At 64.8% G+C, this 17063-nt stretch carries 18 protein-coding genes; 10 read left to right on the top strand and 8 right to left on the bottom strand.

From position 1 onward, the window contains the following. Window positions 1-114 precede the first annotated feature (114 nt). Complete coding sequence (gene lexA / locus QTH91_RS14075) at window positions 115-798, bottom strand: transcriptional repressor LexA (RefSeq protein ID WP_286660736.1); 684 nt, start codon at window positions 796-798, stop codon at window positions 115-117. A 78-nt stretch (window positions 799-876) separates the two neighbouring features. Between lexA and QTH91_RS14070 the strand changes: the two genes are divergently transcribed. The 3 genes from QTH91_RS14070 to QTH91_RS14060 are packed head-to-tail and all read left to right on the top strand — an operon-like array spanning window position 877 to window position 2798. After that, the gene (locus QTH91_RS14070) at window positions 877-1869 is read left to right on the top strand and encodes an asparaginase (protein ID WP_286660735.1); all 993 of its coding nucleotides are present in this window, start codon (window positions 877-879) and stop codon (window positions 1867-1869) included. A gap of 15 nt (window positions 1870-1884) precedes the next feature. Next, window positions 1885-2301, top strand: a complete 417-nt coding sequence (locus tag QTH91_RS14065; protein ID WP_286661575.1) for a hypothetical protein — start codon at window positions 1885-1887, stop codon at window positions 2299-2301. Between the two features lie 17 nt (window positions 2302-2318). Beyond that, window positions 2319-2798, top strand: coding sequence for a DUF6152 family protein (locus QTH91_RS14060; protein ID WP_286660734.1), 480 nt, complete (start codon window positions 2319-2321; stop codon window positions 2796-2798). A 42-nt stretch (window positions 2799-2840) separates the two neighbouring features. Here the strand turns inward: QTH91_RS14060 and adk are convergent, their stop codons facing one another. The 6 genes from adk to QTH91_RS14030 form a co-directional block, all read right to left on the bottom strand. Continuing rightward, window positions 2841-3497: an adenylate kinase gene (gene adk / locus QTH91_RS14055; protein WP_286660733.1), complete on the bottom strand. Its 657-nt coding sequence runs from the start codon at window positions 3495-3497 to the stop codon at window positions 2841-2843. A gap of 149 nt (window positions 3498-3646) precedes the next feature. Further along, on the bottom strand, window positions 3647-4420 hold the full coding sequence (gene kdsB, locus QTH91_RS14050; protein WP_286660732.1) for a 3-deoxy-manno-octulosonate cytidylyltransferase: 774 nt from the start codon (window positions 4418-4420) through the stop codon (window positions 3647-3649). A gap of 5 nt (window positions 4421-4425) precedes the next feature. Further along, window positions 4426-4608: a Trm112 family protein gene (locus QTH91_RS14045; protein WP_286660731.1), complete on the bottom strand. Its 183-nt coding sequence runs from the start codon at window positions 4606-4608 to the stop codon at window positions 4426-4428. After that, on the bottom strand, window positions 4601-5575 hold the full coding sequence (gene lpxK / locus QTH91_RS14040; protein WP_286661574.1) for a tetraacyldisaccharide 4'-kinase: 975 nt from the start codon (window positions 5573-5575) through the stop codon (window positions 4601-4603). Before lpxK ends, QTH91_RS14045 begins: the two co-directional genes overlap by 8 nt. Continuing rightward, entirely contained in the window at window positions 5572-5994 is a 423-nt protein-coding gene (locus tag QTH91_RS14035) for an ExbD/TolR family protein (RefSeq protein ID WP_286661573.1), read from the bottom strand. The genes lpxK and QTH91_RS14035 overlap by 4 nt, the downstream gene beginning before the upstream one ends. Before the next feature lie 23 nt (window positions 5995-6017). Then, window positions 6018-6650, bottom strand: a complete 633-nt coding sequence (locus QTH91_RS14030; protein WP_286660730.1) for a MotA/TolQ/ExbB proton channel family protein — start codon at window positions 6648-6650, stop codon at window positions 6018-6020. A gap of 323 nt (window positions 6651-6973) precedes the next feature. Here QTH91_RS14030 and xseA point away from each other — a divergent pair, with 323 nt between their 5' ends. Both xseA and QTH91_RS14020 read left to right on the top strand, forming a co-directional pair. Continuing rightward, the gene (gene xseA / locus QTH91_RS14025) at window positions 6974-8296 is read left to right on the top strand and encodes an exodeoxyribonuclease VII large subunit (protein WP_286660729.1); all 1323 of its coding nucleotides are present in this window, start codon (window positions 6974-6976) and stop codon (window positions 8294-8296) included. A 53-nt stretch (window positions 8297-8349) separates the two neighbouring features. After that, complete coding sequence (locus QTH91_RS14020; protein WP_286660728.1) at window positions 8350-8931, top strand: Fe-Mn family superoxide dismutase; 582 nt, start codon at window positions 8350-8352, stop codon at window positions 8929-8931. Between the two features lie 92 nt (window positions 8932-9023). Here the strand turns inward: QTH91_RS14020 and QTH91_RS14015 are convergent, their stop codons facing one another. Continuing rightward, entirely contained in the window at window positions 9024-9500 is a 477-nt protein-coding gene (locus QTH91_RS14015) for a DUF192 domain-containing protein (RefSeq protein ID WP_286660727.1), read from the bottom strand. 185 nt (window positions 9501-9685) lie between these two features. Between QTH91_RS14015 and icd the strand changes: the two genes are divergently transcribed. From icd to sbcB, 5 genes are all read left to right on the top strand, one after another. Then, window positions 9686-10945: an NADP-dependent isocitrate dehydrogenase gene (gene icd, locus QTH91_RS14010; RefSeq protein WP_286660726.1), complete on the top strand. Its 1260-nt coding sequence runs from the start codon at window positions 9686-9688 to the stop codon at window positions 10943-10945. A 215-nt stretch (window positions 10946-11160) separates the two neighbouring features. Beyond that, complete coding sequence (gene clpS / locus QTH91_RS14005; protein WP_286660725.1) at window positions 11161-11520, top strand: ATP-dependent Clp protease adapter ClpS; 360 nt, start codon at window positions 11161-11163, stop codon at window positions 11518-11520. A gap of 57 nt (window positions 11521-11577) precedes the next feature. Further along, a complete protein-coding gene (gene clpA, locus QTH91_RS14000) occupies window positions 11578-13896 on the top strand; it encodes an ATP-dependent Clp protease ATP-binding subunit ClpA (protein WP_286660724.1) in 2319 nt (772 codons plus the stop codon). A gap of 144 nt (window positions 13897-14040) precedes the next feature. After that, a complete protein-coding gene (gene cls, locus QTH91_RS13995; protein ID WP_286661572.1) occupies window positions 14041-15492 on the top strand; it encodes a cardiolipin synthase in 1452 nt (483 codons plus the stop codon). 121 nt (window positions 15493-15613) lie between these two features. Further along, entirely contained in the window at window positions 15614-17062 is a 1449-nt protein-coding gene (gene sbcB / locus QTH91_RS13990) for an exodeoxyribonuclease I (protein ID WP_286660723.1), read from the top strand. Window position 17063 lies beyond the last annotated feature (1 nt).

The raw sequence follows: 17063 nt of genomic DNA, 5'->3' as shown, positions 1-17063 counted from the left end.
AACTCCAAGAATGGCAAGGGGTTGGACACAGGCAGGATTGCTTTCGACGGGGGTACCGCGTCAGGGTGATGGCCTCAAAGCCATACGCCCGCCACCTGGCGCGGCCCGGATGCCTTACATGAGCATCGTGTTGCGGATCAGGCCGACAGCCAGGCCTTCGATCTCGAAGGGCTCGCCCGGTTGGACCACGATCGTGGGGTAGTCGGGGTTCTCGGCATGCAGTTCAATGACTTCCTTGGTGCGCTTGAGCCGCTTGACCGTGACTTCGTCGCCCAGGCGTGCCACCACGATCTGCCCGTTGCGCGCTTCCTTGGTGGCTTGCACGGCCAACAGATCACCGTCCATGATTCCGGCGTCGCGCATCGACATGCCGCGCACCTTGAGCAGATAGTCGGGCTGGCGCTGGAACAGGCTGCTTTCGACGTAGAAGGTCTGGTCGACGTGTTCCTGAGCAAGGATGGGCGAGCCTGCAGCGACGCGACCGACCAGCGGCAGCGCCAATTGGGCCAGGCCGGGCAGGGGCAGCGAGAACTGGCTGTTGCGTGTGGCGTTGAGAGAGCGCAGCGCGTCGCCCTTGAGTCGGATGCCGCGGGAAGTGCCGCTGACCAACTCGATGACGCCCTTGCGAGCCAGCGCCTGCAAATGCTCTTCGGCAGCATTGGCAGACTTGAATCCGAGTTCGCCGGCAATCTCCGCACGCGTGGGCGGCGCGCCGGTGCGAGCGATGGCGGCCTGAATCAGGTCGAGGATCTGCTGCTGGCGGGCGGTAAGCTTGACGGCGAAAGGCGCTTTGAGCATGGCGCGGGACTCCTTGGGCAGTAGCTGGTGTTTCATCCAGTACCTGTATTTTTAAACAGTTTTGGAGGTTTGGCAAGCATGGCTGAACAAAGCGGTCGTTCGCGAGCCACTCGCATCATGGTTCTGGGCACCGGCGGGACCATCGCAGGGCGCGCTTCGCAGGGCGCGGACAACGTCGGCTATGTGGCCGGCCAGGTCGGCGTGAGCGAATTGCTGGCCGGCATTGCCGCGCCCGATGGCTTTTCGCTCGACGCCGAGCAGGTGGCGCAGGTCGACAGCAAGGACATGGACTTCGCCATCTGGCGTCGCCTGGCATTGCGCTGCGCCCATTGGCTGGCCGACGCGGAGGTGTGCGGCATCGTGGTCACGCATGGCACCGATACCCTCGAAGAAACGGCCTACTTTCTTCAGCAGGTTCTGCCGGCCCACGGCAAGCCGGTCGTACTGACCTGCGCCATGCGTCCCGCCACCTCCTTGTCGCCCGACGGACCCCAGAACGTTCGGGACGCGCTGGCGGTGGCGTCGACCACGGGCGCGCATGGCGTCAGCGTGGTGTGCGCGGGTACCGTCCACCTGGCTGCCGATGTGCAGAAGGTCCACACCTATCGCCCGGACGCATTCAGCTCGGGCGACGCCGGCCCGCTGGGCTATGTGGAGGAGGGCGAATTGCGCCGTTTTCGCGATTGGGGCCCTTCACCGGACGGCGACGCACTGGCCTGCATCGAGGCCACCGAAGTTGCCCCGCGCGTCGAAGTGGTGCTCAGTCACGCCGGCGCCAGCGGAGGTTTGATCGGCCTTTTGCTGCAGGAGCGCGCGACGCCGGGCGTGGCCAATCCGATGGCAGGACTCGTGATTGCGGCGACGGGAAACGGCACGCTGCATCATGAGGTGGAGGCAGCCGCATTGCGCGCCCAGGCGGAGGGCGTCGCCGTGATGCGCGCCACACGCTGCACGCAGGGGCGGATCCTGCCCAAGTCGTCCGATGCGCTACCTGCGGCTGGCTCGCTCAGCCCCGTGAAGGCGCGCGTGGCGCTGATGCTCGATCTGCTCGGGCGCCGCGCGGGCGGCTGACGAGTCGCCGTGTCGATGTTCACCGCCCTGCAGACCAGCACTTGGGCCTATCCGGCGCTGGAGTCCTTGCACGTCCTCGGCATTGCCATGTTGGTGGGCAACCTCATCGCCCTGGAGCTGCGGGTGTTTGGCCGCGCGCAGACTCTGCCTGTTCATGCGCTTGCGCGCTTGTCGCTGGGCATCGCGCTCACGGGCTTTTCGTTGGCAGCGGCCACCGGGGGCCTGATGTTCGCGACACAGCCGCAGGAACTCCTTGCCAACAGGACATTCCAGGTCAAGATGGGGTTGCTGGCGTGCGCAGGGGTCAATGCCCTATGGTTTCACGGCCGTGGATCGCTTGCGCGCCTGGATGTCCTGGCCAGGGCACAGATGATCCTGTCGTCAGTGCTGTGGGTTGCGGTTATCTTCTGCGGTCGATGGATCGCCTACTGATCGGAAGGAAATCAGCCATGAAAAGACGTGCTCTTGTGCTCTTCTCAGCCTCGGCCGCGCTGCCGTTGCTGGCGCCGCGGGCGTGGGCCCACCACGGATGGAGTGGCTTTGACCTGAGCCGCCCGATCTACCTCGAAGGCCGCGTGACCAAGTCGCAGTGGCAGAACCCGCATGCCGAGCTCGTCATCGAAGTCCCGGCCGACCTGAAGGTGCCGCCCGCTCTGATGCAGCGGAGCCTGCCGGCACAGTCGGCCAATGTGGATGGTCCGGTCATCGTCGCCAAGGCCGCCACACCCAAGCGCAATGACCGCCAGTGGACACTGGAACTCGCGCCGCTATCGCGCATGCAGGCCTGGAACGTGAAGCCCATCCAGGAGGGCGAGGTGATTTCTGCAGTCGGCTACACGAGCCAAGGCGAAACCGGCGAGGCCGTCATGCGGGTGGAATACCTCTTCGTGGCCGACAAGACCTACGGCCTGCGCTCGAATCCGGCCTGATGCTGGCGCCGTGCCGGGTGGCCTGGCCGGCGCCGCAGTGCTTCAGGATGCCAGAGCGTCGAATGCGCGCTGGGTGATCTGCTCGACGCTGCCGGTGCCGCTGATCTTGCGGTAGGCGGGGGCGCCACCGGCGCCGGACTTGGCCCAGGCGGAGTAGTAGTCGACCAGCGGGCGCGTCTGTTGGCTGTAGACGTCCAGGCGCTTGCGCACCGTTTCTTCCTTGTCGTCGTCGCGCTGGATCAGGTCTTCGCCAGTCACGTCGTCCTTGCCTTCGACCTTGGGCGGGTTGAACTTGACGTGATAGGTGCGACCCGAGGCCGGGTGTGAGCGGCGCCCGCTCATGCGCTCGATGATGTCGTCGAAGGGCACGTCGATTTCGAGCACGTAATCCAGATTGACGCCGGCTGCCTTCATGGCATCGGCCTGCGGGATGGTTCGCGGAAAACCGTCGAACAGGAAGCCTGCGGCGCAATCGGACTGGGCGATGCGTTCCTTGACGAGGTTGATGATGAGTTCGTCGCTCACCAGTTGGCCTGCTTCCATGACGCTCTTGGCCTGAAGGCCCAGAGGCGTTCCCGCCTTCACGGCAGCGCGCAACATGTCTCCGGTGGAGATTTGCGGGATGCCGTACTTCTTGCAGATGAAATTGGCCTGCGTGCCTTTACCTGCGCCGGGCGGTCCCAACAGGATCAGTCTCATTGTGTCCTCGGAGGATCTGTAATTTTGTCGAACGCCGGAGCCGTGTTTGCTGGGGTGGGCGCGACCCCGGCGGGGTCTCCTTCGAGGATAGCACGTGATTTTGGGCCTCCTGCCCCCTGCGCAGAGGGCGAGAAGCCGGGTGAAGCACCTCAGCCGGCCAGCAGGCGCCGCACTCGCTCCAGGTCGGCCGGCGTGTCGACGCCCGGACCGGGCGCATGCTCGCTTTGGTGCACGGCGATGCGGTGCCCGTGCCACATCGCTCTCAGCTGCTCGAGCGCCTCGCCCGTTTCGATCGGGGCCACGGGCAGGCTGGGAAAGCGCTTCACGAAGCCGGCTCGATAGCCGTAGATGCCGATGTGTCGCCAGGGGGCAGGCGAGGGCAGGCTGGAAAAGCCGCCGGCGACATGGCCGTCCCGCCACCAGGGTATGGGCGCGCGGCTGAAGTACAGGGCAAGGCCACGGGCATCGAGCACAGCCTTGACCACATTGGGATTGAGAAATTCCTCGAGGTTGTCGATGGCGTGGACGGCGGTGCTCATGTCGGCCTCGGGGCGTTCGGCGAGCGTCCGGGCAACGGCGTCGATGAGTCCGGGTTCGATGAGAGGCTCATCGCCTTGGACATTGACCACCATCGATTCGTCGGCCAGGCCGAGCAGCGCGCAGGCTTCGGCCAACCGGTCGCTGCCGCTGGGGTGGTCCTTGCGCGTCAGCAAGGCGTCGACTCCGTGCATTTCGCAGGCCTCAACGATGCGCGCATCGTCCGCCGCCACCACCACGCGCGACGCTGCCGATTCGCGTGCGCGCTGCGCCACCCGTACCACCATGGGCAGGCCGAGCAGATCGGCAAGCGGCTTGTCAGGCAGACGCGTCGAGGCGAGCCGCGCGGGAATCAGGACGGTGAACCCGCCGGGGACTGAGTTCATCGTGCTCAGAGGCCCAGTTCTTCGTCCGAAAGCGGGCGGGCCTCGTTTTCGAGCAGCACGGGAATGCCATCCCGCACGGGGTAGGCCAGGCGCGCGCTGCGCGACCACAATTCCTGCTGGGCGGGGTGCCAGGTCAGGGGGCCCTTGGTGACGGGGCACACCAGGAGTTGGAGAAGCTTGCTATCCATCGACCGATGATAGCTTCGCATCGAGCGCCTGGAAGAAGGCAGGCTCTGGCGTGAAGATCAGTGGCACGGCCAGCGCGGAAGGTTCGTGCGGCCAGAGCTTGGCCGCATCCTTTTCCGTGCACAGGACCGTGAAGCCGGCATCGGCCAGCGACTGCCAGTCCGAGAAGTTGTGGTGGTCAGCCAGGGGCACGGTGCGCTCCAAAGCCATTCCCCGGGCGGCCAGCATGTCGAAGAAGGCCTGCGGCCGCGCGATTCCCGCAACGGCAGCCAGGCGTCGTCCAGCCAGTTGGGTCAGCGCGACGTCGTGACCGTCTTTGTCATAGGCCATGTCGGCCAACGCGCGGCGCCCGCGAAAACCGGCAAATGCGGGGTGATCACCTGTGTGCAGCACCAGGTCGCATGCGCGAGGCCACGCTTCGCGCAATGGCCCGGCAGGCAGCAGCCAGCCATTGCCGACACCGCGGTCATCGAAGACGCACAACTCGACGTCGCGAGCCAGGGCCAGGTGCTGGAGCCCGTCGTCGCAAAGGATCCACTGCACCTGAGGATGGCGCTGCACCAGCAGCCGAGCCGCTTCGATGCGACGGCTGGCCACGACCACCGGCGCGCCCGTGGCCTTGTGGATCAAGAGGGGCTCGTCGCCCACCTCCGAGGGCGTACTGCCCGCAAGAATCTCCCTGCAGTCCTTCGTTTGACGGCCGAAGCCGCGCGACACCACGCCGACGGCGATGCCGCGGGCCATCAGGTGCCGCGCAATCGCGATGGTTGTCGGGGTCTTGCCGGCGCCACCGGCGATCACGTTGCCCACAACGAGCACCGGACGCCCGGCACGTTCGCTGCGCAGCCAGCCCACGCGATAGGCATGGCGCCGCAACGCGGCGATGGCGCCGAACAGGCAGGACAGGGGCCAGAGCAGCCGCGCCACGGCACCGCGTCGCAGCCAGGCGCGCTGGATGTCCAAGCCTATTGGCCGGCCTGGGCGGCCGTCTGCGTGGCGAAGGTGATCTGCATCAGGCCGGCACGGCGAGCCGCCTCCATGACGGTGATCACCGATTGATGGGAACTGCTGGCGTCGGCACTGATGATCACGACGCTGTCCTTGCTGGCACTGGCCGCGGTCAGGGCGGAAGCCACCGCTTCCACGCTGCGCTCGGGCAGTGGCGTCTTGTTGACCATGTAGCGGCCGTCGGCGGCGACGGAGACGATGATCTCCTTGGGGTAGTCGCGCTGCGCATCGGCATTGGCCACCGGCAGGCGCAGTTGCATCTCGGTGAACTTGCTGTAGGTGGTCGTGAGCATCAGGAAGATCAGGATCACCAGCAGCACGTCGATGAACGGGATCAGGTTGATCTCCGGTTCGTCGCGCGAGCCGTGCCGGAAGTCCAGCGATGTCTTGCGCTTCACGGCCGTCAGCCTCTCAGACGGTTCAGGTGGCGGGCGAAGCGCTCGCTGGCCACTTCAAGGTTGAGCAGGTATTCGTCGACACGGCTGCGGAAATAGCGCCAGAAGATGAGGGTCGGAATGGCGACGATCAGGCCGAACGCGGTGTTGTACAGCGCGATGGAGATGCCGTGCGCAAGTTGCGCCGGGTTGCCGGAGCCGACGGCGCCGGAGCCCGGCGACTGGGAGCCGAAGATCTCGATCATGCCGATCACCGTGCCCAGCAGGCCCAGCAGCGGGGCGGCCGAGGCGATGGTGGCGAGCGCCGCCAGGTAGCGCTCGAGCTTGTGGGCGACCTTGCGGCCGCTGGCTTCCATCGAGGCGCGGATGTCATCCTCGGACGAAGCGGGGTTGGCATTGAGCGTGCGAAAGCCGGAGGCGAGCACTTCGCCCAGCGAGGAGTTGCGCTCCAGCTTGGAGACGACTTCCGGGGTCGGCACTGCATCGCGCGAAACGCTGATCGCCTCGTCAAGAAGCTTGGGGGGCATCACGCGGGACGTCTTGAGCGAGACAAAGCGCTCGATGACGAGGGCCAGGGCAATGACGGAACAGGCAATGAGGGGCCAGATCGGCCAGCCCGCGGCAACTATGATCGAGAACAAAAAGAGGCCCTCCGGTCTCTGTAAAAGAATGCAAATGCGCGCTGATTATCCACCGTGCGGCCGAACTGAAATCAGGCAATGCACGTGTCGGATTCGGCCCACAGATTCTGTTGATAACTTTGTGATTAACCATCCGCGCAATGGCTCGCAGGCCGCATCGTTGGGCGGTATTGCCGGGTAGAGCGAAAAACGGGCAGCCGATTTGCCAATGAAATCAATGACTTGCACCACAACAATAGCCCTGCACGCCGTTCGGAATATGTCTTTGCCGTCCGCACGAACCCTTGTGGAAGAGTGAGCAAGAGGCAACCCGCAAATTGGTGATGTCACATAACGCCTCTTCCGCTTTGCCTCAGTCGAGGGTATGGGCTGTCGGCGCGCTCTGCCGCGCGGTGGCCGACGCGCTGGACGCGCGTTTCAATCCCGTCGTCGTGCGGGGCGAGATATCCGGCTTTTCTCGCGCATCCAGCGGGCATTGCTATTTTTCGCTCAAGGACGAAGCGGGGCAATTGCGCTGCGCCATGTTTCGCCGCGCGGCATCGCTGCTCGATTTCGCGCCGCGTGAGGGCGATCAGGTCGAGGCCCGCGGACGCCTGGCCGTCTACGAGCCGCGCGGCGATCTGCAGTTGGTGGTCGAAAGCCTCTCGCGCGCTGGCCAAGGTGCCCTGTTCGAGCAGTTCCTGCAGCGCAAGGCCAGGCTGGAAGGCCTGGGCCTGTTCGACAGCGCCCGAAAACGCCCTCTGCCCGTGATTCCTCGGGCCATCGGCCTCGTCACGTCGCCGGGCGCGGCAGCGCTGCATGATGTGGCGACGGCATTGCGCCGACGCGTTCCGCACATTCCGGTCGTTCTGGCGCCGGCGTTGGTGCAGGGGGCGGCAGCGCCGGCCGACCTGATTCGCGCCTTGCGTTCGCTCTACGAACTGGCAGACCCGCAACTGGACGTCATCCTGCTGGTTCGTGGCGGGGGCTCCATCGAGGACCTTTGGGCCTTCAATGACGAGCAACTGGCGCACACGATCGTGCAAAGCCCCGTGCCGGTTGTCTGCGGTGTCGGGCACGAGACCGACTTCACCATTGCCGACTTCTGCGCCGATGTACGGGCGCCCACGCCCACGGCGGCGGCCGAACTGGTCAGTGCCTCGCGCGAAACCTGGCTGGGCGCCCTCGACCTGATCGAAGGCCGCCTTTCGGATGCGTTGACGCAGCGCCTCGATACGCTGGCGCAGCGCCTGGATCGGGCTACCGCCAGGTTGGGGCGGCCGTCGGGAATGATCGCGCGGCAGCAGATGGCGTGTGCGCATCTGGCCCAGCGGTTGCACCAGGGCGCGCTTTCGCGCATGGCCGACCGTTCGCTGGCGCATGAGCGCCTGCAGGAGCGACTTGCGCGTGCGCTCGATCAGTCGCTCGCCAGGCAGGTTCAGGCGTTGCATCACGCGAAAACCCGGCTGCAGCTGCTGGATCCCGCGCTGGTGCTTCAGCGCGGCTACGCATTGCTTTCGGACAAGGAAGGCCGAGCGTTGTCCAGCATCGCCCAGCTCGAGGCAGGCGCCGAGATCTCCGCCCGGCTGGCCGATGGACAAGCGCAACTGAAAGTGCTGGCCAAGGAGCAGTCGCGCGATGGTCCGACACACGAAGGCGGGCAATAGTTTCTAGAATGCCCGGTCAAGCGATTTCATCAACCCAACCCACGAGCAAGATCATGGAACACGTTCTGCCACCTCTGCCATACGCCATCGATGCCCTGGCGCCCGAGTACTCCAAGGAAACGATGGAGTACCACTACGGCAAGCACCACAACGCCTACGTCGTGAACCTGAACAACCTGCAAAAGGGTACTGAGTTCGAGAACATGACGCTGGAAGAGATCGTCAAGAAATCCAGCGGCGGCATCTACAACAACGCAGCCCAGATCTGGAACCACACCTTCTTCTGGAACTGCATGAAGCCGCAAGGCGGTGGCGCTCCCGCCGGCGCGCTGGCCAAGGCCATCGATACCAAGTGGGGCAGCTTCGATGCATTCAAGGAAGCCTTCACCAAGTCGGCCGTCGGCAACTTCGGTTCTGGCTGGACCTGGCTGGTCAAGAAGCCCGATGGCACCGTCGACATCGTCAACACCGGCCCGGCAGGCACGCCCCTGACCACCGCCGACACGGCACTGCTGACCATCGATGTCTGGGAACACGCCTACTACATCGACTATCGCAACCTGCGCCCCAAGTTCGTCGAAACCTTCCTGGCCAAGCTGGCCAACTGGGACTTCGCCGCCAAGAACTTCGGCTGATCGGCGCCGCACTGCCCAAACAAGAGACCGGCCCTCGCGGCCGGTTTTTTCATGGCGGCGTCACTTGCCGCGTCTGGCTTGCGGCCGCGAACTCAGCGCGAAAACGGCGTGCCGCCCAGCTTGGCGCCCGCCTTGATGTTCTTTCGCGCAAACCATCCCTGATTCATCTCGAGTACGTAGCGCACCGGCTCCGTCGAGCAGTGGTTGTCGGTGGTCTGCGGCTGCATGTCTTCGAGATTGACGATGCGGCCGTCGTCGGCCACGAAGGCGGCCGTCAATGGCAGCAGGGTGTTTTTCATCCAGAAGCACTGCACGGCGGCTTGCTCGAACACGAACAACATTCCTTCCTGCTGGGGCATGTCCTTGCGGAACATCAGGCCGATCTCGCGCTGCCTGGGGCTGGCCGCGACCTGGGCTTCAATCTGGTACATGCCGGCTGACAGGTGAACCCTTTGCAGGTCCTTCTGCGGCTCGCCTGCGGGCTGCGCGAGCGCAGCGACGGGCGCGCAGGCGGCAGCGAGCAGCAGGGGGACGGCGAAACGGTCGAGCAAGCGGAGCAGGGCGGTCATGTGTACGTGGGGCGGATCAGCTTCGCGGCAGCTTACAACGAAGCGAAAAGCCTCGTGGCGCGGCTCGTGCCGCAGACGGTCGCCGCGAGTGCTTGCGTCTAGAATTCCAGCGCTCATCACTCATCGAGCCTGCCGGCGCCCGATGGCGGCCCGGCTTCTTCACATTCACCAGAGCCCACCCCCCAATGCCCGCCTACCAGCACATCCTGGTCCCGACCGATGGCCAGAAGATCACCGTCAACGCCGACAACTCGCTGAATGTGCCCGACCAGCCGATCATTCCGTTCATCGAGGGCGACGGCACGGGCCGGGACATCACGCCGGTCATGCTCAAGGTGGTGGATGCGGCGGTGGCAAAGGCCTATGGCGGCAAGCGCAAGATCCATTGGATGGAGATCTTCGCCGGCGAGAAGGCGACCCGCGTGTATGGTCCCGACGTCTGGCTGCCGGACGAAACCCTCGAGGTCGTGCGCGACTATGTCGTGTCCATCAAGGGGCCGCTGACGACGCCCGTGGGCGGCGGCATCCGCTCGCTGAACGTGGCCCTGCGCCAGCAACTCGACCTCTATGTCTGCCTGAGACCGGTGCAGTACTTCGAAGGCGTCCCCAGCCCGCTGAAGGAGCCGCAGAAGACCAACATGGTCATCTTCCGCGAGAACTCCGAGGACATCTACGCCGGCATCGAGTTCGAGGCAGGCAGCGCGAACGCCAAGAAGCTCATCAAGTTCCTTCGGGACGATCTGGGCATCAACAAGGTGCGCTTTCCGGAAACGTCGGGCCTGGGCATCAAGCCGGTGTCGCGCGAGGGTACCGAGCGGCTGGTGCGCAAGGCGATCCAGTACGCCATCGACAACAACAAGCCCAGCGTGACCATCGTGCACAAGGGCAACATCATGAAGTTCACCGAAGGCGCCTTCCGCGACTGGGCCTATGGTCTCGCAGCCAAGGAGTTCGCAGGCGAACTGATCGACGGCGGCCCCTGGATGCGCGTGCGCAACCCCAATACGGGCAAGGACATCACGATCAAGGACAGCATCGCCGACGCGTTCCTGCAGCAGATCCTGATGCGTCCGGCCGAGTATTCGGTGATCGCCACGCTGAACCTCAATGGCGACTACATCTCTGACGCGGTGGCCGCGCAGGTGGGCGGCATCGGCATCGCGCCTGGCGCGAACATGAGCGACACCGTGGCCATGTTCGAGGCGACCCACGGTACCGCCCCCAAGTACGCCGGCAAGGACTACGTCAACCCGGGTTCAGAGATCCTGTCTGCCGAGATGATGCTGCGCCACATGGGCTGGAAGGAGGCCGCCGACATCATCATCAGCGCGATGGAGGCAGCGATCGCGAGCAAGAAGGTCACCTATGACTTCGCCCGCCTGATGGAGGGCGCGACCCAGGTGAGCTGTTCTGGGTTTGGTCAGGTGATGATTGAGAACATGTGAGCTTGCCGCGTGCCTGACCTGGGTGGCGGCATGCCGATCGGAGCCCCTGGCCGGCATGCCCCAGGGGCTTTTTCATGTCGGGGATCGCCTCGGTTCAGGACGGCACAGTCAGGCGCCTGACGCTTTTGACCCGGGTCCGCCTTGATTTGTCGGCAAGACGCCACCAATTCCTATCGGTCAGGCACGTCCCGTGCGTGCTCGATAGAATGAAATTCATGGCTACTCGAATTCCCTCCGTACCTCCCAAGGCGCCGGCCACGAAGCCGGCGCGGGACGACGGCGACTCCGTGGTCCTCGAGCGGCGTCCACAGAAAACGGCGCCGCCTCAGATGTACCAGGTGGTCATGCTCAACGACGATTACACCCCCATGGAATTCGTCGTCGTCGTCATCCAGCAGTTTTTCAACAAGGACCGCGAGACAGCCACCCAGATCATGCTCAAGATCCACCTCGACGGCCGCGGCGTCTGCGGGGTGTACTCGAGGGATATGGCGGCCACCAAGGTCAATCAAGTGATGGAGGCCGCCCATCAGGCCGGCCATCCGCTTCAATGCGTGAGTGAACCGGTTGAATAACCGCCACTCCAATCCCATCTAGCCCTAATTCACACAGCAAGGCAAAAAGGAAATCACATGATTGCCCAGGAACTGGAAGTCAGCTTGCACATGGCCTTTGTCGAGGCCAGGCAGCAGCGGCACGAGTTCATCACCGTGGAGCACCTGCTGTTGGCGCTGTTGGACAATCCCAGCGCCGCAGAGGTGTTGCGCGCCTGCTCGGCCAACATCGACGATCTGCGCGGATCGCTCACCAACTTCATCAAGGACAACACGCCACAAGTGGCGGGTACGGATGATGTGGACACCCAGCCCACGCTGGGTTTCCAGCGCGTGATCCAGCGCGCGATCATGCACGTGCAGTCCACCGGCAACGGCAAGAAGGAAGTGACCGGCGCCAACGTGCTGGTCGCCATCTTCGGCGAGAAGGACTCGCACGCCGTCTACTACCTGCACCAGCAAGGGGTGACGCGTCTTGACGTGGTCAATTTCATTGCCCACGGCATCAAGAAGAGTGATCCGCCCGAGCCCGCCAAGAACAACGAGTCCGGCCCAGGCGAGGGCGAAGAGGGCACCGCCGAGAAGAACGAGAAGGCGTCGCCGCTCGAGCAGTTCACCCAGAACCTGAACCAGCTCGCCAAAGAGGGCAAGATCGATCCGCTGATCGGACGCGAGTACGAAGTCGAGCGCGTGATCCAGATCCTGTGCCGCCGGCGCAAGAACAACCCGCTGCTGGTCGGCGAGGCTGGCGTGGGCAAGACGGCTATCGCCGAAGGCCTGGCCTGGCGCATCACGCAGGGCGAAGTGCCCGAGATCCTGGCCGAGTCGAACGTCTATTCGCTGGACATGGGCGCTCTGCTGGCCGGCACCAAGTACCGCGGCGATTTCGAGCAGCGCCTCAAGGGCGTGCTCAAGTCGCTCAAGGACAAGCCCAACGCCGTCCTGTTCATCGACGAGATCCACACCCTGATCGGTGCGGGCGCTGCTTCCGGCGGCACGCTGGACGCATCCAACCTGCTCAAGCCGGCGCTTTCCAGCGGCCAGCTCAAGTGCATCGGCGCGACCACGTTCACTGAGTATCGCGGCATCTTCGAGAAGGATGCGGCCCTGTCGCGGCGCTTCCAGAAGGTCGATGTCGTCGAGCCCACCGTGGCCGAGACGATCGAGATCCTCAAGGGACTCAAGAGCCGGTTCGAGGAGCACCACAGCGTCAAGTACGCAACGGCTGCGCTCCAGGCCGCGGCCGAGTTGTCGGCCAAGTACATCAACGACCGCCATCTGCCCGACAAGGCCATCGACGTGATCGACGAGGCGGGCGCTGCTCAGCGCATCCAGATTGCGTCCAAGCGCAAGAAGACCATCGGCAAGACCGAGGTCGAGGAGATCGTCGCCAAGATCGCCCGCATTCCGCCGGCCAACGTCAGCAACGACGACCGCAGCAAGCTGCAGACGCTCGAGCGCGACCTCAAGAGCGTGGTGTTCGGCCAGGACAAGGCGCTCGAGGTGCTGTCGTCGGCCGTCAAGATGGCCCGCTCGGGTCTGGGCAAGCCGGACAAGCCGATCGGCTCCTACCTGTTCTCGGGTCCCACCGGCGTGGGCAAGACCGAGGCGGCCAAGCAACTCGCGTTCATCATGGGCGTGGAGCTGATCCGCTTCGACATGTCCGAGTACATGGAGCGCCATGCCGTCAGCCGGCTGATCGGTGCGCCTCCGGGATACGTTGGCTTCGACCAGGGTGGTTTGCTGACCGAGGCGATCACGAAGAAGCCGCATGCGGTGCTGCTGCTCGACGAGATCGAGAAGGCGCATCCGGACATCTTCAACGTGCTGCTGCAGGTGATGGACCACGGCACGCTGACGGACAACAACGGACGCAAGGCCGACTTCCGCAACGTCATCATCATCATGACGACGAACGCGGGTGCCGAGACCATGAACAAGGCCACCATCGGCTTCACGAATCCGCGCCAGGCGGGCGACGAGATGGGCGACATCAAGCGCCTGTTCACGCCGGAATTCCGCAACCGCCTGGATGCGATCGTCAGCTTCAAGCCGCTGGATGAGCAGATCATCCTGCGCGTGGTGGACAAGTTCCTGCTGCAGCTCGAAACGCAGCTGGCCGAGAAGAAGGTCGAAGTCACCTTCACCGACAAGCTGCGCAAGCATCTTGCCAAGAAGGGTTTCGATCCGCTGATGGGCGCACGCCCGATGCAGCGGCTGATCCAGGACACCATCCGCCGCGCGCTGGCGGACGAGCTCCTGTTCGGCCGGCTGACCGAAGGCGGCCGCCTCGAAGTGGACCTGGACGACAACGACGAAGTCCTGCTGGACATCTCGCCTGTGCCCAAGAAGGAAGGCAAGTCCAAGCCCGAAGCCGAGGAAACCGCGGCAGGCTGACCTAGCCCTTCATGCCGCCGGGAAACGCCGGCGGCCAAGCCCCAAAAGGCCGGTAGCATCGCGCGACCGGCCTTTTTCTTTGGGCGCAGGATGCTGCAATGGATTGCAGCCGCGCAGGCCGAAGGATTGACCGCAACCTTGAACCTGCAAGACCTCCACGCTCTGGTCCTGACCTACTGGAAAACGGCCTTATCCGTGGGCTGGAGCCTCTACATCGCCGTGCTAGCGATGTGGATCGTGATGCAAAAGCGCGCCCCGGTGTCGACGCTGAGCTGGATCCTTTCGCTGGCGCTCCTTCCCATCGCGGGCTTCTTCATCTATTACTTTCTTGGGCCGCAACGGCTGGTGAAGCAGCGGCTCAAGCGGCTTCGCAGCCGCGCCAACGCCCATGCGCCGGCCGACGTCGCGCTGCTGCGCGAATCGGGCAAGCAGGCGCCGGCGGCACTGCAACAGATGGCTGCGCTCGGAACGGGAGCCTGCGGCCTGCCGGTGTCCAGCGCAACGGAGATCCAGTTTCTCGTCGGCGGTGCGGAGACCTTCGATGCCATCTTCGAGGCCATCCGGCAGGCTCGCCATCATGTGCATCTGGAGTACTACATCTTCGAGCCGGATGCCATCGGCACCGCGCTTCGCGACTTGCTGGTCGAGCGCGCCCGAGAGGGCGTGCAGATCCGGCTGTTGATCGATTCGCTAGGCTCCAAGCGCATTGGCAACCGCTTTCTGGCGCCCCTGCGCGAGGCTGGTGCCGAGGTGGCGCTGTTCCACGAGACGCGCATCGGCAGACGCATGAGACCGGTCATCAACTACCGCACCCACCGCAAGATCGTCGTCTGCGATGGCAAGGTGGGCTTCACCGGCGGCGTGAACATCACGGACGAAGAGGATCGGCGCGCCCGCGACGACGCTTATCACGACGTGCACCTGAAGATGGAGGGCGGCGTGGTCCGCTGGCTGCAGACCACCTTCCTGGAAGACTGGACCTACGCCACCGGCGATCCCGCCAACGACATCGACCAGGATCTGCCGCTCCTGATGCCGCATGTGGAAGCCGGCGAGATCCCCGTGCAGATCGTGACCAGCGGCCCCGACACCTTTCAGGAAGCCATCCACCGCATGCATGTCGCGGCCATTCACGCCGCTTCGCGCCGCGCCTGGCTGACCACGCCCTATTTCGTACCCGGAGAGCCGGCGCTGATGGCATTGACCAGCGCCGCACTGCGCGGCGTGGACGTGCGCCTGCTGGTGCCGCGCCGCAGCGATTCGCTGGTGGTCAGCGCGGCGGCGCGTTCCTACTTTGCTGAACTGATGGCGGCGGGCGTGAAGGTATGGGAATACCGCGAACGCATGCTGCATTCCAAGACCCTGGTCGTCGACGACGACTGCGCCATGATTGGCACCGCAAACTTCGACAACCGAAGCTTCAGGCTCAACTTCGAGGTGATGGCGGTGGTCTATGGGCCGGCGCTCGCCAAGCCGCTGGGCGCGCAATTCGAGACCGATCTGCACAGTGCGACCCTGGTGCGCGACCTGCGCAAGCAGCCGTTCCTGCGGCGGCTTGGCGATTCCCTGGCGCGCTTGTTCTCACCGTTGCTCTGATCGTCAGCGCGGCGCCGGTGTACCTGTCGAGAGGCCGACCTTGAGGCGCTATGCTTGCTGAAAGCGTGGCGGCCGCCGAAGCGGATCGCCGGCCACGGATCGATTCCCACCTCTTGCAAGAATGTCCACCCCCACTTTTTTCTGGCACGACTACGAAACCTTCGGCGTGGTGCCACGGCGTGATCGTCCGGCGCAGTTTGCCGGCATCCGCACCGACGCCGAACTCAACGAGATCGGTGAGCCGCTGATGATCTATTGCAAGCCGGCGCCGGACTATCTGCCCGACCCGGGCTCCTGCATGCTGACCGGCATCACGCCGCAGATCTGCCTGGAGCGGGGCCTGCCGGAGCACGAGTTCGCCGCGCGCATCGAGCGCGAGCTGGCGCAGCCGGGCACCATCGGCGTTGGCTACAACACCATCCGCTTCGACGACGAAGTGACGCGTTTCCTGTTCTGGCGCAACCTGATCGATCCCTACTCGCGCGAATGGCGCAACGATTGCGGTCGCTGGGACTTGCTCGACGTGGTCCGTCTCACGCGGGCGCTGCGCCCCGAGGGCATCGAATGGCCGACGCGCGAAGATGGCACGACCAGCTTCAAGCTCGAAGACCTGACCCGCGCCAATGGCCTGGTGCATGAGGCGGCGCACGACGCGCTGTCCGATGTGCGGGCCACCATTGCGCTGGCCCGCCTCATCCGCGAGCGCCAGCCCAGGCTGTTCGACTTCGCGCTCGCACTTCGCCGCAAGGACCGAGTCGCGAGCGAACTGGGTCTGCCGACCTCGCCGGGCAACGCGCGACCCTTCCTGCACGTGTCGGGCATGTTCCCTGCCGATCGCGGATGCCTCGCCGTGATGTGGCCGCTGGCGACCCATCCCACGAATCGCAACGAACTGCTCGCGTGGGATCTGGCGCACGACCCGTCGGAACTGGCCTCGCTCGATGCCGACACCATGCGCATGCGCCTGTTCACGCGAACGGCGGAGCTTGCCGAAGGCGTGACTCGGCTGCCCATCAAGAGCGTGCATCTGAACAAGTCGCCGATGGTCGTCGGCAACCTGCGCACGCTGTCGCCCGCGATGGCCGAGCGCTGGCAACTCGATTTGCCCCAGGCCATGCGCCACGCCGAGATCGCCATGGGCCTGCCGGACATGAGCGCCATCTGGCCAGCGGTGTTCGAGCGACCGCGCGAAGCCACGCCCGATGTGGACGAGGATCTTTACGGCGGATTCGTCGGCGACGCGGATCGGCGCCGCCTCGAGCAGTTGCGAGCGCAGTCCCCCGAACAACTGGCGCACGCGCGCATCGGCTTCGACGACGGGCGGCTCGAAGAGTTGCTGTTCCGCTACCGTGCCCGCAACTTTCCCCAGACCCTTTCCGAAGACGACGCGCAGCGTTGGGAGGCACACCGTGCCGCGCGTCTGCTCGAAGGCGAGGGCGGCGCCCGCAATGTCGATGCGTTCTTTGCAGAGATCGACCAACTGGCCGAGCGGGCCGAAGGCGACGATCGGGCCGAGGCGATTCTTTCGCGGCTCTACGACTACGCCGAGGCGATCGCCCCCACCGATTGAG

The organism is Variovorax dokdonensis (genome assembly GCF_030316895.1).
GTDB classification, from domain to species: domain Bacteria; phylum Pseudomonadota; class Gammaproteobacteria; order Burkholderiales; family Burkholderiaceae_C; genus Variovorax; species Variovorax dokdonensis.
This window is presented reverse-complemented; position numbering and strand designations above follow the sequence as displayed.

Bases quoted from the DNA above. Each gene is read 5' to 3' on its own strand.
- clpS (WP_286660725.1), top strand. From the start codon at position 11,161: ATGGCTACTCGAATTCCCTCCGTACCTCCCAAGGCGCCGGCCACGAAG.
- QTH91_RS14060 (WP_286660734.1), top strand. From the start codon at position 2,319: ATGAAAAGACGTGCTCTTGTGCTCTTCTCAGCCTCGGCCGCGCTGCCG.
- kdsB (WP_286660732.1), bottom strand. From the start codon at position 4,420: ATGAACTCAGTCCCCGGCGGGTTCACCGTCCTGATTCCCGCGCGGCTC.
- clpA (WP_286660724.1), top strand. From the start codon at position 11,578: ATGATTGCCCAGGAACTGGAAGTCAGCTTGCACATGGCCTTTGTCGAG.
- icd (WP_286660726.1), top strand. From the start codon at position 9,686: ATGCCCGCCTACCAGCACATCCTGGTCCCGACCGATGGCCAGAAGATC.
- QTH91_RS14020 (WP_286660728.1), top strand. From the start codon at position 8,350: ATGGAACACGTTCTGCCACCTCTGCCATACGCCATCGATGCCCTGGCG.
- QTH91_RS14070 (WP_286660735.1), top strand. From the start codon at position 877: ATGGCTGAACAAAGCGGTCGTTCGCGAGCCACTCGCATCATGGTTCTG.
- adk (WP_286660733.1), bottom strand. From the start codon at position 3,497: ATGAGACTGATCCTGTTGGGACCGCCCGGCGCAGGTAAAGGCACGCAG.
- sbcB (WP_286660723.1), top strand. From the start codon at position 15,614: ATGTCCACCCCCACTTTTTTCTGGCACGACTACGAAACCTTCGGCGTG.
- QTH91_RS14015 (WP_286660727.1), bottom strand. From the start codon at position 9,500: ATGACCGCCCTGCTCCGCTTGCTCGACCGTTTCGCCGTCCCCCTGCTG.
- QTH91_RS14045 (WP_286660731.1), bottom strand. From the start codon at position 4,608: ATGGATAGCAAGCTTCTCCAACTCCTGGTGTGCCCCGTCACCAAGGGC.
- xseA (WP_286660729.1), top strand. From the start codon at position 6,974: ATGTCACATAACGCCTCTTCCGCTTTGCCTCAGTCGAGGGTATGGGCT.
- QTH91_RS14065 (WP_286661575.1), top strand. From the start codon at position 1,885: ATGTTCACCGCCCTGCAGACCAGCACTTGGGCCTATCCGGCGCTGGAG.
- lexA (WP_286660736.1), bottom strand. From the start codon at position 798: ATGCTCAAAGCGCCTTTCGCCGTCAAGCTTACCGCCCGCCAGCAGCAG.